This window comes from Mixta intestinalis, from assembly GCF_009914055.1.
GTDB lineage: Bacteria > Pseudomonadota > Gammaproteobacteria > Enterobacterales > Enterobacteriaceae > Mixta > Mixta intestinalis.
Genome location: NZ_CP028271.1, coordinates 320,675 through 339,823 on the forward strand (window position 1 = coordinate 320,675; position 19,149 = coordinate 339,823).

Sequence of the window (19,149 nt, forward strand, 5' to 3'; positions counted from 1 at the left end):
AATATGACCACCCTGAAACTTGATCAGTTAAGCGAACGTATCAAAGCCCATAAAAACGCGCTGGTGCATATTGTCAAACCACCCATCTGTACCGAGCGTGCTGAGCATTACACAAAAATCTATCAGGAAAATATGGCGAAGCCGGTGCCGGTACGCCGCGCGCTGGCGCTGGCTTATCACCTGGCGAATCGTACCATCTGGATTAAGCATGATGAGCTGATTGTTGGTAACCAGGCGAGTGAAGTCCGCGCCGCGCCGATTTTCCCGGAATATACCGTTAGCTGGATTGAAAAAGAGATCGACGATCTGGCCGATCGCCCAGGGGCGGGTTTCTCCGTCTCAGAAGAGAACAAGCGCGTACTGCATGAGGTTTGCCCGTGGTGGCGTGGTCAAACGGTGCAGGATCGCTGCTACGGCATGTTTACCGATGAGCAGCAGGCGCTGCTGGCAACCGGTATTATCAAGGCTGAAGGCAATATGACCTCCGGCGATGCGCACCTGGCGGTAAACTATCCGCTGCTGCTGGAGAAAGGGCTGGATGGTCTGCGTGAGAAAGTGGCGGAGCGCCGCAGCCGCATTAACCTGACGGTGTTGGACGATTTACATGGCGATCAGTTCCTGAAAGCGATCGCTATTGTGCTGGAAGCGGTCAGCGATCATATCAAACGTTTTGCCGATCTGGCGCGGCAGATGGCGGCACAGGAAGATCGCGAAGCGCGTAAGGCAGAGCTGCTGACGATCGCGGAAAACTGCGACATTATCGCACATCAGCCGCCACAAACGTTCTGGCAGGCGTTGCAGCTTTGCTACTTCATTCAGCTGATACTGCAAATTGAATCTAACGGTCACTCCGTCTCCTTTGGCCGTATGGACCAGTATCTCTATCCGTTCTACCGTCGCGACGTTGAACTGCAACAGACGCTGGAACGCGAACAGGCGATTGAACTGCTCAACAGCTGCTGGCTGAAGCTGCTGGAGGTGAATAAAATCCGCTCCGGTTCTCACTCCAAAGCTTCCGCAGGCAGCCCGCTTTATCAGAACGTGACCATCGGCGGGCAGAATTTGATCGATGGCAAGGGCGTTGACGCGGTGAACCCGCTCTCTTACGTGATTCTTGAATCCTGCGGTCGCCTGCGTTCCACGCAGCCTAACCTGAGCGTGCGTTATCATGCCGGGATGAGCGACGATTTCCTCGATGCCTGCGTGCAGGTTATTCGCTGCGGCTTTGGTATGCCCGCCTTTAATAACGATGAGATCGTTATCCCGGCCTTTATTAAACTGGGTATCGAGCCCGAAGACGCCTATCAGTATGCCGCGATTGGCTGTATTGAAACTGCGGTTGGCGGCAAGTGGGGCTATCGCTGCACCGGTATGAGCTTCATCAACTTTGCCCGCGTCATGCTGGCCTCGCTGGAAGGCGGACGTGACGCCACCAGCGGCAAAGTTTTCCTGCCACAGGAGCTGGCGCTGTCAAAAGGCAACTTCAGCCGCTTTGATGAAGTGCTGGAGTGCTGGGATCGTCAGATTCGTTACTACACCCGTAAGTCGATTGAAATTGAATATGTAGTGGATACCGTGCTGGAAGAAAATGCGCACGATATCCTCTGCTCGGCGCTGGTGGATGATTGCATCGAACGGGCGAAAAGCATCAAGCAGGGCGGGGCGAAATATGACTGGGTATCTGGTTTACAGGTAGGTATCGCCAACCTCGGTAACAGCCTGGCCGCGGTGAAAAAGCTGGTGTTCGAGCAGGGGCTGATTGCGCAGCAGCAGCTGGCGGATGCGCTGGCAACCGACTTTGCCGGTTTAAGCCACGAGCAGCTGCGTCAACGTCTGGTGAACGCCGCGCCGAAATATGGCAACGATGATGACAGCGTGGATACGCTGCTGGTACGTGCCTATCAGACCTATATTGATGAGATTAAAAACTACCACAACCCGCGTTATGGGCGTGGCCCGATCGGTGGTGATTACTATGCAGGCACTTCATCGATCTCTGCCAACGTGCCGTTCGGCGCGCAGACTATGGCTACGCCAGACGGACGCAAGGCCAGAACGCCGCTGGCGGAAGGGGCCAGCCCCTCTTCCGGCACCGATCACCTGGGGCCGACAGCGGTCATCAGCTCGGTGGGCAAACTGCCAACCAACGCTATTCTCGGTGGTGTGCTGCTCAATCAGAAGCTGAGCCCGGCAACGCTGGATAACCAGAGCGATCGGCAGAAGCTGATGATGCTGCTGCGTACCTTCTTCGAGGTGCATCAGGGCTGGCATATTCAGTACAATATCGTATCGCGTGAAACGCTGCTGGAAGCGAAAAAACATCCCGATCGTTACCGCGATCTGGTGGTACGTGTGGCGGGCTACTCGGCCTTCTTCACCGCGCTTTCGCCGGATGCGCAGGACGATATCATTGCGCGTACCGAGCATACGCTGGCTTAAGCGTATTCATCGCTGTTATCTGAGACAGTGGCTGACGGCGGGCTTTTGCCCGCCGATTTTATTCCTGCTCGCCGCACCTTGTGTTAGGCAGCACGGCGTGGATGGTTAGTGGCCTGGCACCATTGTTTCAGGAAGCCGGGCCGTCGGGCGTGCGCCGCTGGTTGGCGCTGAAAATCGTTATAACCAGCTGGCGCGTTTCAGACGCCAGTAGAGCGCGCCGCAGGCCAGCAGAGTACCGCCGATGGCCGCCGGATAGCCCCAGGGCGAATGGATTTCCGGCATGCTTTCGAAGTTCATGCCATACATGCTGAAAATCACCGTCGGGATCACCAGAATAGCCCCCCAGCCCGCCAGTTTTTTTACCACCTCGTTTTGTTGTACCGTCACCAGCGCCAGGTTGACATGCATGGCGTTAGTAAGGATTTCACGCATATCATCGGTATCGGTCACCACGTGGTGAGCGTGGTCCTGAACATCACGCAGATAGACGCGTAGCGGCTTGGGAATAATATCTTCATGCAGGCGGATAAGCTGGTTACAAATTTCATCAACCGGCATCGCCGCATTGCGTAACGCCAGCAGCTGCCGCCGTAGCGTATAAACATGCTGTACCGCTTTACGATCGAATTCGGTACGGAACATGGCACGTTCCATTTCGTTGATGCGTTCGCCAAGCGTGGCGGTGATATCGCTGTAGTTATCCACAATAAAATCGAACAGACAGTAGAGCGGAAAGCCGACGCCTTTACCAAGCATTTCCGGGCGCTCTTCCGTGCGTTTGCGCAGCGGCGCGTAGCTCTCGGAGGCACCGTGCCGCACGGTGATCAAAAACTTTTTGCTGACGAAAAAGTGGGTTTCGCCAAATTCAATATGGTTGTGTTCGTTCAGGTGAGCGGTTTTCAGCACGATAAACAGTGATTCGCCATACTGCTCCAGCTTGGGACGCTGGTGGGCGGTCAGCGCATCTTCGATCGCCAGCTCATGCAGGCCGAACTCTTCCTGCATTTTTTTCATAAAAGGCGGATCGGGTTGATACAGCCCCAGCCAGATAAAGGCATCCGGGTCTTCCATCACCTCACGGCTGATATTCTCTGGATCGATCACTTCTTCACGTGCGCCGTCGCGATACACAATACTGTTGATAACCATAAATTTACAGCTCCCTTGGCTGGGTGGTCTTTATCCTCCGTTAAAGGGTAGTCCTTAACGCAGCGGAAAGAGAAATAGCGATGCCGTGTGTATCGCACGATAAGGTTTCCGTCTGTAACCGCCTCACGGCGTGGCTCAGTCATCCGCACAGGTGAAGAAAATCTGGAAAAGGGCGTACCGATCGCCGAACGCTGGGCATCCTCCTTCCTGGTGAATTAACATGATTAACCGTGCCGTTACCCGGCATCAGCGGATAACGATTAACAATTTATGGGGTTGTTTATGGCTGGAGTAACAGAAAAAACGTCGGCGTCGTTTTTTTCAGCGGAGGAGCTGGTGCGTATGGGACAATGGTCAACACTACTGCGCGAGCTACTGAAGGGAAAAGGCGATCTGTGGAACGCCGCGGATGAAGCGCTTTTTGCTCGTCTGCAACATGCGTTACATGCGGCGGAAATAAAGAATATTGCCGGATAACCATGATGCTTCGCCGCCGCTAAAAGGCGGCGTGGTATTAATGGTTCAGCGCCAGTATCGCCTCAATTTCTACCGACAGATCGGGAGAAAAGAGTTGGCTGACCTGGACCAGCGAGCAGGCGGGCAGGTGTTCGCCAAAGTTGCGAAACAGAACCGCACGCAGCGCATCGATTTCACGTAGCGAGGTGACGAAGATAGTGACTTTCAGCAGCGCATGCAGGGAGGTGCCTTCGGCGCTGGCGATAAGAGTAAACTGACGGAAGATTTCTTCGGCCTGCGCGGCGATACCCGCTTTTTGCGCTTCGCTGCCAAAGGCGGTCAGTCCGGAAATATAGAGCGTTTCACCGTGACGAACGGCATGAACATAGGGGCCTTTTATCTCGCCCAGCTGCGGGTAATTTTTGCGTTCAGCAATGCCCATAGGGGTTCCTTATTGTTGAGGGTAACTGTCAGCATAGACTGACTTGATGTACAGGAAAACCTCCGCTAAGCGGTTTACAGAAGCTGGTGTGGGCAAGCCTGCCCCTAACGTGCCAGCGAAAAGTGATTCGGTTATTTATCGCGGCTTTCAGTGATTTTGATAATTTTGCCATTTTCATCTATGCGATAGTTGCTGCCATCGTATATCGTAAAAAAAATCCCTCTGTTTCTGGTTTTTTCTACCGTAAGAACAGGATTTTTCTCGATACATTTTTTACTTGATTTTATCTCATCAAAGCAGAGCCGATCATATTTTCCTTGTTCCTTATAACCATCACCAAACAGCCAAAAGGTAATAGAAAAAAAGCCGTCCTCTGCGGGAACAGGAATATTATATTTCTCTTTGATTGGGTAGCTATTTTTTAACCACCACGCTATTTTTCCTTTATCAGTAAGCGGGAAGTTTTCGACTAAAATCGCACTAAAATTGTTGCTTCGTTGATGAACGGCAATAATATTAACAGGTCGCAATGATAACCATGCGGTGTAAATTGCTATTACAAACCCAGCCACTATCAGAGCTAAACAACATTTCTTGTACTTAATCTTCATTGCGTTCTCCAATAATATTAGGTGTGGGATTCATCATTTTTATTAAAAATAATGCCATATATTTTTATTTTTTATTATAAAAGTTCGTTGAGGTAAACTTCTATTCTGTATTTTCCTTTTCTATTTTCCCTTTTTTGCTGATACGATAGATACCACTGTCAGCAATAAAATAAAGCCCGGTATTTTTACTGTTTCTTATCATAAGCAGAGCGTTCTTATCAATGCAATTTTCCTTGCTTTGGATATCTTCAAAGCATTTCCTGTCATGTTTACCAGCTTCTTTATATCCTTCGCCAAATAACCAAAAGGTTATCGAGAAAAAGCCATCTTCCGCAGGCCTGGGAATATTGTATTTTTCTTTCAATAATGCCTTATTTTTCAGCCACCACGCTATTTTCCCTTGCTCTGTGACAGGGAAATTTTTTACTAAAACGGCGCTATTGTTATTATTTTGATGTACCGCGATGATTTCTACTGGGCGTAGAAATAGAAACAGAGCGTAACCAATCAATATGCTTACTAAGATGAGTGGCAAAAAAATTACTTTTCTATTTTTCATGACGTTTACCTTGAATTTTTATCGTAGTTTCCATATTGGTCATGAAGGGCTTAAAAGCGAATAATTTATATCGCTGGAGAATAAACCATATACGGAAAAAACGGAACTGAGAAAATTTAACATCAAGAATATCTTCATCGTCCAGGCCAAAGTGATCCTGAACCTTGTAGTGAACTATTGCATGATAATAATCGTTATTTATATGCAATGATTTTATCGTGATGTATGTTGCCCATGTGTCATGAACAGTAATTCCCATCCCATTAAAATTATCTTGCAATCTGTCAAATTTTGGTAACTTGCCATCAAGAATAGCTTCTCCTAACTTTTTTATTTTTTCTAATGGATAATGTTTCTTCTTCCAGTTAATATTTTCTTTTAGGGCTTGGCCCAATAAGAAAAGTGTACTGTTTTGTTTGGATTGCATATTAAGTAATTGTTCTTTTAATGCAGTATTCAGGTACATACTATAAAAAGGCAAACCATTGCCATGCTGCATATGATTTATCATATCTTCGATCAGGTACTTGTACTGACCATACAAAGAAAAGGCTGTTGAAAGATGACGAAGCTCATCAAAAAGGATAGTGGCGCACTCATGGCTGGTAATTTTTTCACCTTCGCCACGGGATCCGTGAAACATGGACTGCGGCTGATTAAACGGAGTGATTTTTGTCAGCCTGTAAGGATCGACTCGGGAAGAAACATCTATCAGATGAAATTTAGATTTTAGCTGGGTTTCAGTTAAGTCACCGTAGCGCATATCCGCAGCACCATAATCGTCCATCCATTTCTGGGTTTTAAATAACGTATAAGGAAGCTGTAGGGCCGACATAGTAAAATCCCCCTGATTATCATCATTATCCATAAAGAACGGGTTGTTTTAATAAACATTTTGATAAATATTATGCTTTCTTGTTTTACTGTTTCCATTAATCATTCCTGGCGACAGTTAAAACAGATGGCTTTATTCTGCCATATCAGCGTCAACTTATGCGGGTTTATTAAATATTAACCTGTGGTGATATTACTGGTTATCTACCTTCAGCAGATATTGCAAATAAGCGAAACGACTAACGGGAAATAGAAAAGCCGCGTCCCGGTAAGGGGCGCGGCTGGATGGCTGGCTCAGGCAATTATTTCAGCAAAATAGCGCGGCAGCTTTTTCCTTTAATCTTGCCCTGTTTCAGCTTGATTAGCGCCTCTTTTGCTTTTGCGGCGGCAATGGCGACATAAGCATGGGTTGGCGTCAGATCGATTTTGCCGATTAGATCGGCGCTCAGGCCCGCTTCGCCGGTCAGTGCGCCGAGAATATCGCCCGGACGGATTTTCGCTTTGCGTCCGCCATCAATACAGAGCGTCATCATCGCGGCGGGCAGGGCCTGTGATGGTTGATTTCTTAACGCGGCGCTGGATGACCACGTTAGCGGCTGCTGTAAATAATCCTCCAGCGCATGAGCGCGTACCATCTCTTCCGGTGCAACAAAACTCACCGCCGTGCCCTGTTCACCGGCGCGGGCGGTACGTCCGATACGATGCACATGCACTTCAGGATCGTAAGAAAGCTGATAGTTCACCACCATTGCCAGCGCTTTAATATCCAGGCCGCGTGCGGCGACATCGGTCGCAACCAGCACCCGGCAGCTACCGTTGGCAAAGCGAATCAGTATCCGATCGCGGTCGCGTTGCTCCAGATCGCCGTGCAGCGCCAGCGCGCTGATATTACTGTTCTCCAGTGCGGCGGCGATATCGTCGCATTCCCGTTTGGTATTGCAAAATACCACGCAGGAAGAGGGTTGCTGCTGGCTCAGCAGACCGATCAACAGATTCAGCTTTTCGCGGCTGCTCGCTTCATAAAAGTGCTGTTCGATAGCGGGCAGTTCGGTGACATCTTCCGTGGCAATGGCTTGCGCATCGCGCTGAAAGCGGTTGCTGATAGAGATGATGTCCTGCGGCCAGGTGGCGGAAAAAAGCAGCGTCTGACGCTGTGACGGTGTGCGGTTAACGATGGCCTCTATATCTTCCAGAAAGCCCATTTCCAGCATGCGGTCAGCTTCATCCAGTACCAGAGCGCGCAGCTGCGAGAGATCCAGCGTTTCGCGCTTCAGGTGATCGAGAATACGTCCCGGCGTCCCCACCACGATATGCGGCGCATGTACCAGTGAATCACGCTGTGCGCCAAGCGGCTGGCCGCCGCACAATGTCAGGATTTTAATGTTGCGCGTAAAGCGCGCCAGACGACGCAGTTCGTTACTGACCTGATCGGCCAGTTCGCGCGTCGGGCAGAGCACCAGCGACTGCGTTTGATACCGGGCGGTGTCGATATGTTGCAGCAGGCCAAGCCCGAATGCTGCGGTTTTACCACTGCCGGTTTTTGCCTGGGCGCGCACATCGCGGCCTTCAAGAATAGCGGGCAGGGCAGCGGCCTGAATGGGTGTCATGGCTTCGAAGCCCATCTCGCGCAGATTATCGAGCTGGCTGGCGGGCAGTTGCGTCAGGGTGGAAAAAGCAGTCACGGGAAAGTCTCTAATCGGGCGGGTTTGCAACGCTCAGTTTAACAGAATCTTTAGCGGGCGGCAGTAAAAGGCACAGTGTTACGCTATAAACAAAGCAGGCTGTATTCAGGCGTACCGACGGCGTGCGGTGGTATTGTGCCGCCGACAATAGACAGTCAAATAGACAATTTTTAGCCGCGTCATATTAACAATTTCCATTGATGTCATAAATATAATCAACTGAATAAAAAGGAAATTATAAACTGGCACGCCATTTGCAAAAGATTAAGACAGATAACGACTAAATAAACATCCCGAGGAGATCACCATGGCTCATCAAATTCCAAAACATTTTGTGCATACTCGCTCCACACCATTCTGGGATAAAACCAGCGTGCCGCGTGCGCTGCTGACTCATCACAACACCAAAAAAGGGGTTTATGGTCGCCTGTCAGTCATGCAGGGCGCGGTAAAATATTACGGTCATCCTGACGAGCATGACGAGAAGGCTGAAATTGAAGTGGTGATTGAAGCCGGACATTTCGGTATCAGCCCGCCGCAGTACTGGCACCACATTGAACTGCTGACGGACGATACCTATTTTAATATCGATTTCTTTGCCGATCCTGAAGAACAGCTGGAAGGTAAAGGCATGGGGCAGGTAGTTAACGCCCGTAAAGGCGAATAAGCCAAATACGCCCCGTCACTACTGTGGATAGAGAATGGCATCAACCTGTTCATCGCTCAGGTTGATGCCAAAGAAATCGTGGTAGAAACGGCGCGTCTCCTGCAACATATCAATGTCCTCAAAGCGCTGCGGATAAAGGGTTTTTGCCAGCCACAAAAACTGTAGCGCTTCTTCGCTGGTTTCCCGGCACCACCAAAACATCCCCTGTGGGTTAACGTATACCCGATGCTGCTGTACGGCGCGCACGCCCTGCCACTGTGGTGAACTGCGCATCAGCGCGGCATCACGCTGATTCATAGCGACAATGACGTCCGGATTAGCCTGTGCAATCTTCTCCAGCGGCACTTCTCCTGTGCTGTTGGGTTTACCCTGAAACCAGTTCTCCGCCACGTTAACGGCTCCGGCCAGATCCATCCAGTCCTGATTGAGTGAAGGACGTCCGGTGGTGGTTAAGCTGCCGCCCATGCTGTGATACACCTTCAGCCGCTGCTCAGCGGGTAAATCCTGTAACCGCGTCCGTACCAGATCAATATTACGCTGGAAATAGACCTGATAGCGTCTGGCAACCTGTTCAGCGTCCGGCCCCAGCGCCTTGCCGCTGAGGGTGACGCGTTCGCGCAGTGCCTGCATGGAGTTGGCCCGCAGTGCCAGCACCTGGACGCCCGCCTGCTGCAATACGTGAGGCTGCGGGGTATGCATATTTTCCGGCAGAAACAGCAGCTGGGTGCCGAGGGCGATCACCTGTTCCGGATTAATTTCGTGACCGCTGGTTACGCTGATAACCGGCACGCTAGCAATGGCAGGATAAACCTGCCGAAACAGCGGAATACGCTGGGCTGTCGCTGAAGTGCCGACGATGTTTTGCCCGTAGCCGAGCATAGCGATAATGGTGTTTTGCGCGGGCCACGGCGAGGCGACGCGGATATCTCGATGTTCCGCTGCGGCTATAGCCAGCCCAGGCAGCAGCAGGCCGGCTAATAAGGGGAGAAAACGCAGTAATTTCATTAGCTCTCGGCGCGCCCGTCAGACGCGCCGCTCCGGTTAAAAATCAAAGGTGACCGAGGCGCGAACTTCACGTCCGGCGCCGGGGAAAGCGCTGGCGGAACCACCGGTGCCGTCGGTGCTGGAGGCGAAGATCGATCCCCAGTAGTGCTCGTTAGTGACGTTATTCACCGCTACGCGGAAGGTGGTCGGTACGCGATCGATTTTCATGCTGTAGCGTGCGCCCAGATCGAGCGTGGTGTAGCTGCCTGCCCAGCTGGTGTTGGTATCGTTGGCGGCGCGTTTGCCGGTGTAGTGCAGGTTGGCGCTCCAGACCAGCTGCTGCATCGCGGGCAGGCTGTACTCCACCAGCAGGTTAGCCTGCGTTTTTGGCACGCCGACCACCCGTTTGTCGCTGGTGCTGGCGCTTTGGGTTTTCTTCAGTTTTGGATCGAGGAACGTTATACCGCTGTAGATATTCAGCCCCTGCCAAAGATTACCGCTGGCGGTCAGCTCCAGCCCGTTATTAACCTGTTCGCCCTGTTCCTTGTAAACCATATCGCCGGGATCGACCCAGGCGAAGGGGCGTTTCAGGCGAAACAGCGCTGCGCCCAGGTTCATCGTGCCAGAATCCGCTTTCAACCCCATTTCATACTGTTTGCTGCGGTAAGGAGAGAGCGACTGACCGGCATTTTTTACCGCGTCATCAATCGGCGCGGTGCCGCCCTGTTCCAGCGAGTCAGCGTAGCTGATATAGGCCATCAGTGCCGGGGTGATTTTATACATCAGCGCGGCGTTGGGGCTGAGGCCATCCTGATTATCCTGGCTGGTTTTATGGTGCTGTTTATCGAAGCTGCGCGTTTCCAGCCAGCTCTGGCTGAGATAGAACATTGCCGACCACTGCGGGTTAAAGGTCACCGTATCGCCGATAGTCAGGCTTTGCTGCGTGTTGACGCTCGATTTATAGCGCGCGCCGTGAGTATTGATTTTGCCATCGCCCGGCTCTTGCAGGCGTGAAGGATCGTAGAAGGAAGTGTTGCCAAGATCGTAAGAGCGGCTGCCGCCTTTTGCGCCGTAAATTGACCAGACGTAGCCGGTGGTAGCCAGCGACAGATCGTGTCCGATGCTGCCGGTATCAACATGGCCGTTCAGCGTCAGGGTGTTGCTCAGCACGCGGAAGCGGCCTGCGGCACTGGAATCGCTGATGCTGCGCTTTAGCGTGCCCTGATTATCAATTAAGGTGCTGGAAACCGATCGCATTCCCCGATCCGCCTGCTGGTAACCCACGCCCGTCGTTAAATACCAGTCCGGGTTGAAATAGTGAATCAGACGGGCGCTGAGGGTATCGGTGGTGAGATCGTTGCCCGCTGTCGGCAGGGTAAAGTTTTTATTTTTACTGTCTGGTGCCTGTGGCAACGATACGCCCGGCTTATAGCTGAAGCCGCCAACGTAACCTTTCTGCACAAAGTTATAGTGGCTGGCGTTAAATTGCAGTTGCGTACCCGGCTGAATATTCCAGTCCAGCGCCAGCGCGATCAGCTTGCGGCGGCGCGTGCTGTCAACCACGCTGCCTTCGCCATCTTCATTCAGCAGGTTAAGGCGATAGCCGAAGCGGTTATCGGCATCAAAATGACCGCCGAGATCAACATGACCGCTCCAGGCGTTGCGGCTTTGATAGCCGAGCGTGACGCGCCGCAGCGTCTGTTCGGTGGGGCGTTTGGCAACAAAGTTAAACTGTCCGGCAGGGCTGGCGGGACCGTAGAGTGCGCCTGTCAGGCTGTTCAGCACGTCGAGCCGCTCCAGCATTTCGACCGGAAAAGCGGTAGTGGCGACCATATTCAGCCCGTCAAGGCGGCTGTTAGCGACAACGCTGCCCTGCATACCGCGGCTTTGCGGCCTGCCGACATCCATGCCGCCGCGCGCCTGCATCTGCGTATCGGGCAGGTATTTCAATAGTTCGCTAACGCTTTTCGCCTGCTGATTTTCAATCATTGGCTGCGTAACGGTGGTGGTGGCGTAAGGCGTATCGATCCATGCCTTATTGCCTAACGGCCCTACGTCCAGATCGGAGGTGACAAAGCCAGCGCCCGCTTTCACTTTTTCCGCGTTGGGCGCGGCGCTGGCGACAACGATCATGGTTTCCTGCGCTGCATCGCTGTTATCCACCGGCGCGGAGGCAGGTGCGGCAATGGCGAATGGAGAGATCCCTGGTAAGGTGAGCAGCAGCGCTGCTAAAGGTGTTTTGTGCATTTTATATCCAGCGTCATATAATTAGTTATATTACGCTGGCGGAAGTTAGCACTTTTTGCCTGGCGTCACACGTTATTTTTTTTAACGGGAAACTGTCTGGAGAGTGTAAGGAGGTGTAAGGCTACGCTATCACTCGTTTTTTTGAGTGATAGCGGGAGAGCACTAACGGTAATAGATGGCGATATATTGACCGTGCAGTGTTTCAATCTGCACTTTGGTATCAAAAATCTCTTCGATAACGTCCGGGCGCATAATTTCCTGCGGCGCACCGCGATAGAGCACCTGGCCCTGTTTCATGGCGATAATATGGTCAGAATAGGCCGAGGCGAAGTTGATATCGTGGATCACCAGGATAATGGTTTTATGCAGCTCATCGGCGGCCCGGCGCAGCTGCTTCATCATTGCCACGCTGTGCTTCATATCCAGGTTATTTAACGGCTCGTCCAGCAGTACGTAGTCGGTATCCTGACAGAGCACCATCGCTACGCAGGCGCGCTGACGCTGACCGCCGGAGAGCTGATCGAGATAGCGCGTTCTCAGCGGTAGCAGATCGAGAAACGCCATCGCCGTTTCCATATGCTGCTTATCCTGCTGGGTCAGACGTCCTTTTGACCAGGGATAGCGCCCGAAGCCCACCAAATCTTCCACCGTCAGGCGGCTGGTAAAGTGGTTTTCCTGGCGCAATACCGCCAGCACTTTTGCCATCTGCTCATCGGGCGTTTTTGCCACTTCCAGGCCGTTAACCCATACGCTGCCGCTGTCAGCGGTCAGCAGACGGCTAATCACCGACAGCAGCGTCGATTTTCCCGCGCCGTTAGCGCCGATAATCGACGTAATGCCGCCCGCCGGGATTGATTCGGTAACGCGATCCAGCACCGTTGTGTTCTGATAGCTTTTACTAATCTCTTTTACTTCAATCACACCGCAGCCTTTTTAATCAAAAACCAGAGGAACAGCGCGCCGCCGACTAACTCAATTACCACCGAGAGCGTGCCTGCCATATGCAGCCCGCGTTCCAGAATAACCTGTCCGCCTACCAGCGTAATGATGCCCGTCAGCACGACGCCGGGCAGCAGATATTGATGGCGATGCGAGCCGATCAGCGGATAGGTGAGGTTAGCTACCAGCAGGCCAAAGAAGGTCAGCGGGCCTACCAGCGCGGTAGAGAGCGCCACCAGTAGCGAAACCAGCAGCAGAATCAGCGTCACCCGCCGCCGCCAGCTGACGCCAAGACCCATGGCTAACTCACGTCCCAGCGCTATCACATCCAGGCTGTAGCGCATACGCCAGATCGCCACCGTCGTCACCAGTACCGCCAGCGCTGACAGCGCGATAATTTCCGGTGCCGCACGGGTAAAGGTGGCAAAAATTCGGCTCTGTAAAATAGCGAACTCACCCGGCTCCAGCAGGCGTTGCAGCAGGCCGGAGATGCTGCGGAACAGCGTGCCGCATACCAACCCCACCAGTAGTACCCTATGCAGATTGACGCCTACCCGCCCCAACAGCCAGCGGTAGAGGAAAGTAGAAAACAGCACCAGCAGCAGCGCTTCGCAAATAAACTGACCGCTGGTACCAAGCATTGCCAGCCCGTTGGCGTCGATAAAGAAGATCAACAGCGTCTGGATCAGAATAAACAGCGCTTCCAGCCCCATCACTGACGGCGTCAGAATGCGGTTATTGGTCACCGTCTGGAACAGCAGCGTCGCGACCCCGGAGGAGAAGGCGACCAGTACCATCGTGGCGAGTATCAGCCCGCGATGTGCCAGAATATAGCGGATGTTGCCGCTGAGGTTGATGGTCATAAACAGCACCATGCAGGCCAGCGCCAGTACGCTTAACCCTGCCAGCCGCCGGGCCGGGGAATCGAAACGCAGCCGTAAAGCGCGCCCTGAAGGACGCGGTACTGAACTGTCAGCCTGCATAACGGCGGCTCCTTAAAATCAACAGCAGGAATATCGCAGCGCCCAGGCAGCCGAGGATCACGCTGACCGGGATCTCCCACGGGAAGCTAATCAGTCGTCCGATAATATCGCACAGCACCACCAGCCCGCCGCCGCACAGCGCTACCCAGGGAATGGTTCGGCGCAGGTTATCGCCCAGGGTAATGCTCACCAGGTTAGGCACAATCAGACCGAGGAAGGGCAGTACGCCGACCACCACAATCACCACGCCGCTAATCAGCGCGATAATCGCCATGCCAATAAACACCACGCGACGATAGTTTAGCCCGACGTTAACGGCGAATTCCCGTCCCATCCCGGCGACGGTAAAGCGGTCGGCGATAAAGCAGGCCAGCAGCGTCAGCAGGCCGGTGAGCCACAATAGTTCATAGCGGCCCTGGAGGACGCCGGAAAAGTCGCCCGCCTCCCAGCTACCCAGCGACTGTAGCAGATCGAATTCCATTGCCAGAAAAGTGGTGACCGCGCTGAAAATCGCGCCGAGCATGATGCCGGTCAGCGGCACCATCAGCGGCGTTTTCAGCCGCATTCGTTGCAGCACCAGCAAAAACAGCCCGGTGCCGATCAGCGCAAACAGCGTAGCGACGATCATTTTTACCATGACCGGCGCTGCGGGGTTGACGATCATCACCAGCAGCAGACCGAGGCTGGCTGACTGCGTCGTACCGGCAATAGAAGGCTCCACGAAGCGGTTCTGCGTCAGCATCTGCATAATCAGCCCGGCAACGCTGACCGCGCTGCCCGCCAGCAGCAGCGCCAGGGTGCGCGGCACGCGACTGAGAAAGAAGACGTCACGTACTTCCGCATCGCTCCACAGCCGGGTCAATGTTACCTGGCTGACGCCGACAAACAGGCTCCAGATCATCAGGCCCAGCAGTAACGCCAGGCCTGCGATAAAGCTAAAACTCTTCATAAACCCGTTTATTTTCCGGCTGGGGTGTTATCCAGCGCGGTGCTGATGCTGTCCATTAGACGGCTGTAGCTCTGAATACCGCCAGCGATGTAGAGCGAAGCCGAATCGAGGTAGATGATATGTTGATTCTGCCAGGCTTTGGTTTTATGGATCAGCGCGTTATCCAGCACCTGTCGGGCAGATTCGCCTTCGGCGCGGCCAATAGCGCTGTCGCGATCCAGGACGAACAGCCAGTCAGGATCGACATTCATGATGAATTCAGAGGTAACCACGTTGCCATGCTTGCCCGCCTGGCTGAACGTTGTGGCAGGGGTAAAGCCCAGTTCGTCGAAGATGAAACCGAAGCGAGAGCCTGGCGCATAGGCAGACATCTTGCCGCCGCTGACCATAATCACCATCGCTTTACCGGCGTGCTGGCTCTTATCGCGCAGCGCGGCGATTTTTGCGGCGAACTTGTCGGTCAACGCTTTCGCCTCATCCTGCTTACCAAAAATCTCGCCAAGCTGTTGTACACGCTGGGTCAGGCTCTGGGTGAAGTGTTTGGTATCCACCTCCAGCGAGATGGTCGGCGCGATGGCGCTGAGCTTGTCGTAGGCGTCGTGCGCACGTCCACCGGCAATAATCAGATCGGGTTTCGCATTGCTGATGGCTTCGTAATCAGGTTCAAACAGCGTGCCGGTATTCAGATAAGCATCGCCCTCATATTTCGCCAGAAACGCCGGTAGATGCGTGCTGTTTTTCGGTACGCCTGCCACCGGAATCTGTAGCGCATCGGCATTATCCAGCGTGGACGGGTTGAGAATAATCACTTTTTGCGGCGGCTGCGGCACGGTGGTGGTGCCCTGCGCATGTTCAACCTGAAGGGTATGCGCTGAGGTGGTCTGTGCGGTGGTGTCATCACACCCGGTCAGAGCAACGGCTGCGGCAAGCAGCGTAGCGGTAAAAGCGGAAGATAGACGCATTTTCTCTCCTGAAAATGTTAACAGACAGATGGCAACCGTTAATGCATATGATTCGCATTCTTGATGAGGTGGGCAAATCATACCCTCGTCTCGACGGCTTGAACAGTGCCGCATGCGCGACTTTATGAATCAATAAAAAGCAGGATCGGGCAATCAGTTTAATAACCTTTGTCGTAATTATTTATTTATATGCTTGTTTTGTAATATTTTTTACTGGTGGCTGGTTAGCGCAGGATTTTCTGCCAGCGACAATTATGGAGATTTTGTGGAGATTGCTTCGCTGGCGATGTAATAGTAATAATAATCGTTATCATATAGCCCGGAAATAATCGTACACATTTATCAGGGATTAGTTGCATGATTTATACAAAGTCTTTCAAAATGCGTCCTTGCGCGCTGTTGCTGTTGATGAGCTGTCACGGCGTTGCGCTGGCAGCGGAAAATATACCGCCAGAAGATGGTGTCATGACGGTACGCGCTACGGCAGAAGAGGAACTTAAGCAACAGCCTGGCGTATCCATCATTACTGCGGAAGACATTGAAAAAAGCCCACCGGTAAACGATCTCTCTGACATTATTCGCAAAATGCCCGGCGTTAACCTGACCGGTAACAGCGCGTCCGGCAGTCGCGGCAACAACCGTCAGATCGATATTCGCGGCATGGGTCCGGAAAATACCCTGATTCTGATTGATGGCGTGCCTACCACTTCACGTAACTCGGTGCGCTATAGCTGGCGTGGCGAACGCGATACCCGTGGCGATACCAACTGGGTACCGCCGGAAATGGTAGAGCGCATTGAAATTCTGCGTGGTCCGGCGGCGGCGCGCTACGGCTCCGGCGCGGCGGGTGGCGTAATCAATATCATTACCAAACGCCCAACTAATGACTGGCACGGCACGCTGTCGCTGTTTACCAATCAGCCGGAAGATGAAAAAGAAGGGGCGACCAAACGTGCCAACTTCAGTCTTAGCGGCCCGCTGGCAGGCGATACGTTAACTATGCGTCTGTACGGCAATATCAATAAAACGCAGGCTGACGCCTGGGATATTAACAACGCGCAGAATGGTTCTTACGCCGCCGGTCACGAAGGGGTGCGTAATAAGGACATTAACGGTCAGCTCTCCTGGAAAATTTCACCGTCGCAGATTATCGATTTCGATTATGGCTACAGCCGCCAGGGCAATATCTACGCGGGCGATACGCAGTACAGCAATAGTAATGTCAGCCCTGGCAATCTCATTGCTGGCCTGTACGGACATGAAACGAACCGTATGTATCGTCAGAACTGGGGACTGACCCACAATGGCATTTGGGACTGGGGACAGTCGAAGCTGGGCTTCTACTACGAAAAAACCAACAACACCCGGCTGGGCGAAGGCGCAGGCGGTAAAGTTGAAGGGATGATTAACAGCGACAAATATAATACCAGCCGCCTGCAAAACTACCGTGCCACCGGCGAGGTGAACCTGCCGCTGACGCTGCTGGTGGATCAAAACCTGACGCTGGGCGCAGAGTGGAGCCGTGAAAAACTGAACGATCCGGCATCCATGACAATGGCGAATATTGGTGATTTTGACTATGACGGCATTTCCGGCGATCCGGCTACGCGCAGCGGTAAAAACCACGCTGATTTAACGGCGGTTTACTTTGAAGATAATATCGAAGCGCTGCCAGGCACCACGCTGATTCCGGGCCTGCGTTTGGATCACCACAGCGAATTTGGCAATAACTGGAGCCCCAGCCTGAATATCTCGCAGGAGCTGGGCGATTATTTCAAGTTGAAGGCAGGGATTGCACGCGTCTTTAAGGCATCGAATCTTTATCAGTCCAGCCAGGGCTATCTGCTTTCCACTAAAGGCAACGGTTGTCCGGTAGGCGTCGTCGGCCAGTGTTATTTAATGGGTAATAAGGATCTCGATCCTGAAGTCAGCGTTAATAAAGAGCTGGGCATTGAGTTTACCAGCAACGGTTATGACGCGGGTATTACCTGGTTCCGCAACGATTACAAAAATAAAATCGTCTCTGGCAATACGGTTATTGCCAACACCAGCGCGGGCAATAATATCCTGCGCTGGGAAAACGGCGGTAAGGCGGTAGTGGAAGGGCTGGAAGGTAACCTGGTGATCCCGCTGGTGGAAGATAGCCTGAACTGGCGCACCAACGTAACATATATGATCACCTCGGAAGATAAGCGCACCGGCAACCCGCTGTCGATTATCCCGAAATACACCATCAATAATATGCTGGATTATCAGGCGACCGATAAACTTTCCGCTAATATTAACTGGACGCTGTACGGTCGTCAGAAGCCACGTAACCATGTAGAAAACAATAAAGAGAATAAAGAAGGCCTGTCAGATAAAGAAGTGGCCTCTTACTCTGTGGTTGGACTCAACGTTAATTACGATCTGATGAAAAATTTGCGTCTTAACGCCGGTATCAACAACCTGCTGGATAAACGCGTCTATCGTGAAAACGATGGTGCATCAACCTATAACGAACCGGGCCGCGCTTATTATGCGGGCGTAACCATGTCGTTCTGAGACCGATTTTATTTACTGAAAGCCTGCGTAATGCAGGCTTTTTATTAGCGGGATAATATCTGGGTTATTTAATTATTAATATTTTCATTAAGTGAATTGAGAAAAAATAAACAACAGGAAAAAGGTTTTTGCATCAAGAAATAAAGATTTTCTCGTCAACTTTCCTTGTCTGGCTGGTTAGCTTCGAATAATAATTTTATTATTGCCGTGAGTTTTTAACATTTAATTTTCTGAAAGCTGTGGAAGGATCCGCTTAATGTCAGCATACCCGCCGGTCAGCCTGCTCAGTGAAGGTGTGGTTACGATCCCTGAAGGCTGTCAGGATCGCACCGTCAATATTTTTACCCAGCCGGATGCAGATGCCCCGTCGTTTAATATCGCCCGCGATACGCTGCACCCTAATGAAAGCCTGACTGCTTATATCGATCGTCAGCTGGCGCTGATGAAAAAACATATTAAAGGCTGGAAACAGGAAGCGCGCAGCGCTGCGGTGCTGGGCGATAATCTGTCGCAGGGGGAGATCGTACAGGTCAGTTATCTGCGCGAGGGTAAACGCATTCAGCAGCAGCAGGCGGTGTTTAACCCCACTGACGATAATGTACTGGTCTTCACCATGACTTCTGCGCAGGTCCTCAGCGAGGCAGACAACGCGCGCTTCCGTGCTTTTTTCGGTAGCTTTCGTTTTCATTCCGCAGGGTAAGA

17 protein-coding genes are annotated in these 19,149 nt (G+C 52.4%); 5 read left to right on the forward strand and 12 right to left on the reverse strand.

Annotated elements, in window-relative coordinates; translation table 11 throughout:
• The first annotated feature begins 3 nt into the window (after positions 1 to 3).
• Complete coding sequence (locus tag C7M51_RS01390) at positions 4 to 2,439, forward strand: formate C-acetyltransferase/glycerol dehydratase family glycyl radical enzyme (RefSeq protein ID WP_160619825.1); 2,436 nt, start codon at positions 4 to 6, stop codon at positions 2,437 to 2,439.
• A gap of 177 nt (positions 2,440 to 2,616) precedes the next feature.
• Here the strand turns inward: C7M51_RS01390 and corA are convergent, their stop codons facing one another.
• Positions 2,617 to 3,588: a magnesium/cobalt transporter CorA gene (corA, locus tag C7M51_RS01395; protein ID WP_160619826.1), complete on the reverse strand. Its 972-nt coding sequence runs from the start codon at positions 3,586 to 3,588 to the stop codon at positions 2,617 to 2,619.
• A 282-nt stretch (positions 3,589 to 3,870) separates the two neighbouring features.
• Between corA and C7M51_RS01400 the strand changes: the two genes are divergently transcribed.
• The gene (locus tag C7M51_RS01400; protein ID WP_160619827.1) at positions 3,871 to 4,065 is read left to right on the forward strand and encodes a hypothetical protein; all 195 of its coding nucleotides are present in this window, start codon (positions 3,871 to 3,873) and stop codon (positions 4,063 to 4,065) included.
• Positions 4,066 to 4,102: 37 nt separating this feature from the next.
• Here C7M51_RS01400 and C7M51_RS01405 read toward each other — a convergent pair whose 3' ends face one another.
• The 5 genes from C7M51_RS01405 to dbpA form a co-directional block, all read right to left on the reverse strand.
• Positions 4,103 to 4,486, reverse strand: a complete 384-nt coding sequence (locus tag C7M51_RS01405; RefSeq protein ID WP_160619829.1) for a RidA family protein — start codon at positions 4,484 to 4,486, stop codon at positions 4,103 to 4,105.
• A gap of 131 nt (positions 4,487 to 4,617) precedes the next feature.
• Complete coding sequence (locus C7M51_RS01410) at positions 4,618 to 5,097, reverse strand: DUF943 family protein (protein ID WP_160619831.1); 480 nt, start codon at positions 5,095 to 5,097, stop codon at positions 4,618 to 4,620.
• A gap of 100 nt (positions 5,098 to 5,197) precedes the next feature.
• Positions 5,198 to 5,656, reverse strand: coding sequence for a DUF943 family protein (locus tag C7M51_RS01415; protein ID WP_160619833.1), 459 nt, complete (start codon positions 5,654 to 5,656; stop codon positions 5,198 to 5,200).
• Positions 5,646 to 6,491: a YPO3983 family protein gene (locus C7M51_RS01420; protein WP_160619835.1), complete on the reverse strand. Its 846-nt coding sequence runs from the start codon at positions 6,489 to 6,491 to the stop codon at positions 5,646 to 5,648. Before C7M51_RS01420 ends, C7M51_RS01415 begins: the two co-directional genes overlap by 11 nt.
• A gap of 301 nt (positions 6,492 to 6,792) precedes the next feature.
• Positions 6,793 to 8,172 carry an ATP-dependent RNA helicase DbpA gene (dbpA, locus tag C7M51_RS01425; protein ID WP_160619837.1) on the reverse strand — a complete coding sequence of 460 codons (1,380 nt, stop codon included), beginning with the start codon at positions 8,170 to 8,172 and terminating at the stop codon, positions 6,793 to 6,795.
• Between the two features lie 307 nt (positions 8,173 to 8,479).
• Between dbpA and C7M51_RS01430 the strand changes: the two genes are divergently transcribed.
• On the forward strand, positions 8,480 to 8,839 hold the full coding sequence (locus C7M51_RS01430; RefSeq protein WP_141176854.1) for a TehB family protein: 360 nt from the start codon (positions 8,480 to 8,482) through the stop codon (positions 8,837 to 8,839).
• Between the two features lie 18 nt (positions 8,840 to 8,857).
• Here the strand turns inward: C7M51_RS01430 and C7M51_RS01435 are convergent, their stop codons facing one another.
• The 6 genes from C7M51_RS01435 to C7M51_RS01460 form a co-directional block, all read right to left on the reverse strand.
• Entirely contained in the window at positions 8,858 to 9,844 is a 987-nt protein-coding gene (locus C7M51_RS01435; RefSeq protein WP_160619839.1) for an ABC transporter substrate-binding protein, read from the reverse strand.
• Positions 9,845 to 9,880: 36 nt separating this feature from the next.
• The gene (locus C7M51_RS01440; protein WP_160619841.1) at positions 9,881 to 12,070 is read right to left on the reverse strand and encodes a TonB-dependent siderophore receptor; all 2,190 of its coding nucleotides are present in this window, start codon (positions 12,068 to 12,070) and stop codon (positions 9,881 to 9,883) included.
• A 162-nt stretch (positions 12,071 to 12,232) separates the two neighbouring features.
• Positions 12,233 to 12,991 carry an iron ABC transporter ATP-binding protein gene (locus tag C7M51_RS01445; protein ID WP_160619843.1) on the reverse strand — a complete coding sequence of 253 codons (759 nt, stop codon included), beginning with the start codon at positions 12,989 to 12,991 and terminating at the stop codon, positions 12,233 to 12,235.
• Complete coding sequence (locus tag C7M51_RS01450) at positions 12,988 to 13,884, reverse strand: iron chelate uptake ABC transporter family permease subunit (protein ID WP_208852134.1); 897 nt, start codon at positions 13,882 to 13,884, stop codon at positions 12,988 to 12,990. The genes C7M51_RS01445 and C7M51_RS01450 overlap by 4 nt, the downstream gene beginning before the upstream one ends.
• Before the next feature lie 97 nt (positions 13,885 to 13,981).
• Positions 13,982 to 14,941 (reverse strand): ABC transporter permease, encoded by a 960-nt coding sequence (locus tag C7M51_RS01455; protein ID WP_160619845.1) that lies wholly within the window; start codon positions 14,939 to 14,941, stop codon positions 13,982 to 13,984.
• Positions 14,942 to 14,949: 8 nt separating this feature from the next.
• The gene (locus C7M51_RS01460; protein WP_160619847.1) at positions 14,950 to 15,903 is read right to left on the reverse strand and encodes a siderophore ABC transporter substrate-binding protein; all 954 of its coding nucleotides are present in this window, start codon (positions 15,901 to 15,903) and stop codon (positions 14,950 to 14,952) included.
• 408 nt (positions 15,904 to 16,311) lie between these two features.
• Here C7M51_RS01460 and C7M51_RS01465 point away from each other — a divergent pair, with 408 nt between their 5' ends.
• The gene (locus tag C7M51_RS01465) at positions 16,312 to 18,447 is read left to right on the forward strand and encodes a TonB-dependent siderophore receptor (protein ID WP_425281002.1); all 2,136 of its coding nucleotides are present in this window, start codon (positions 16,312 to 16,314) and stop codon (positions 18,445 to 18,447) included.
• Between the two features lie 256 nt (positions 18,448 to 18,703).
• Positions 18,704 to 19,147, forward strand: a complete 444-nt coding sequence (locus tag C7M51_RS01470; RefSeq protein ID WP_160619851.1) for a DcrB-related protein — start codon at positions 18,704 to 18,706, stop codon at positions 19,145 to 19,147.
• Positions 19,148 to 19,149: the final 2 nt, after the last annotated feature.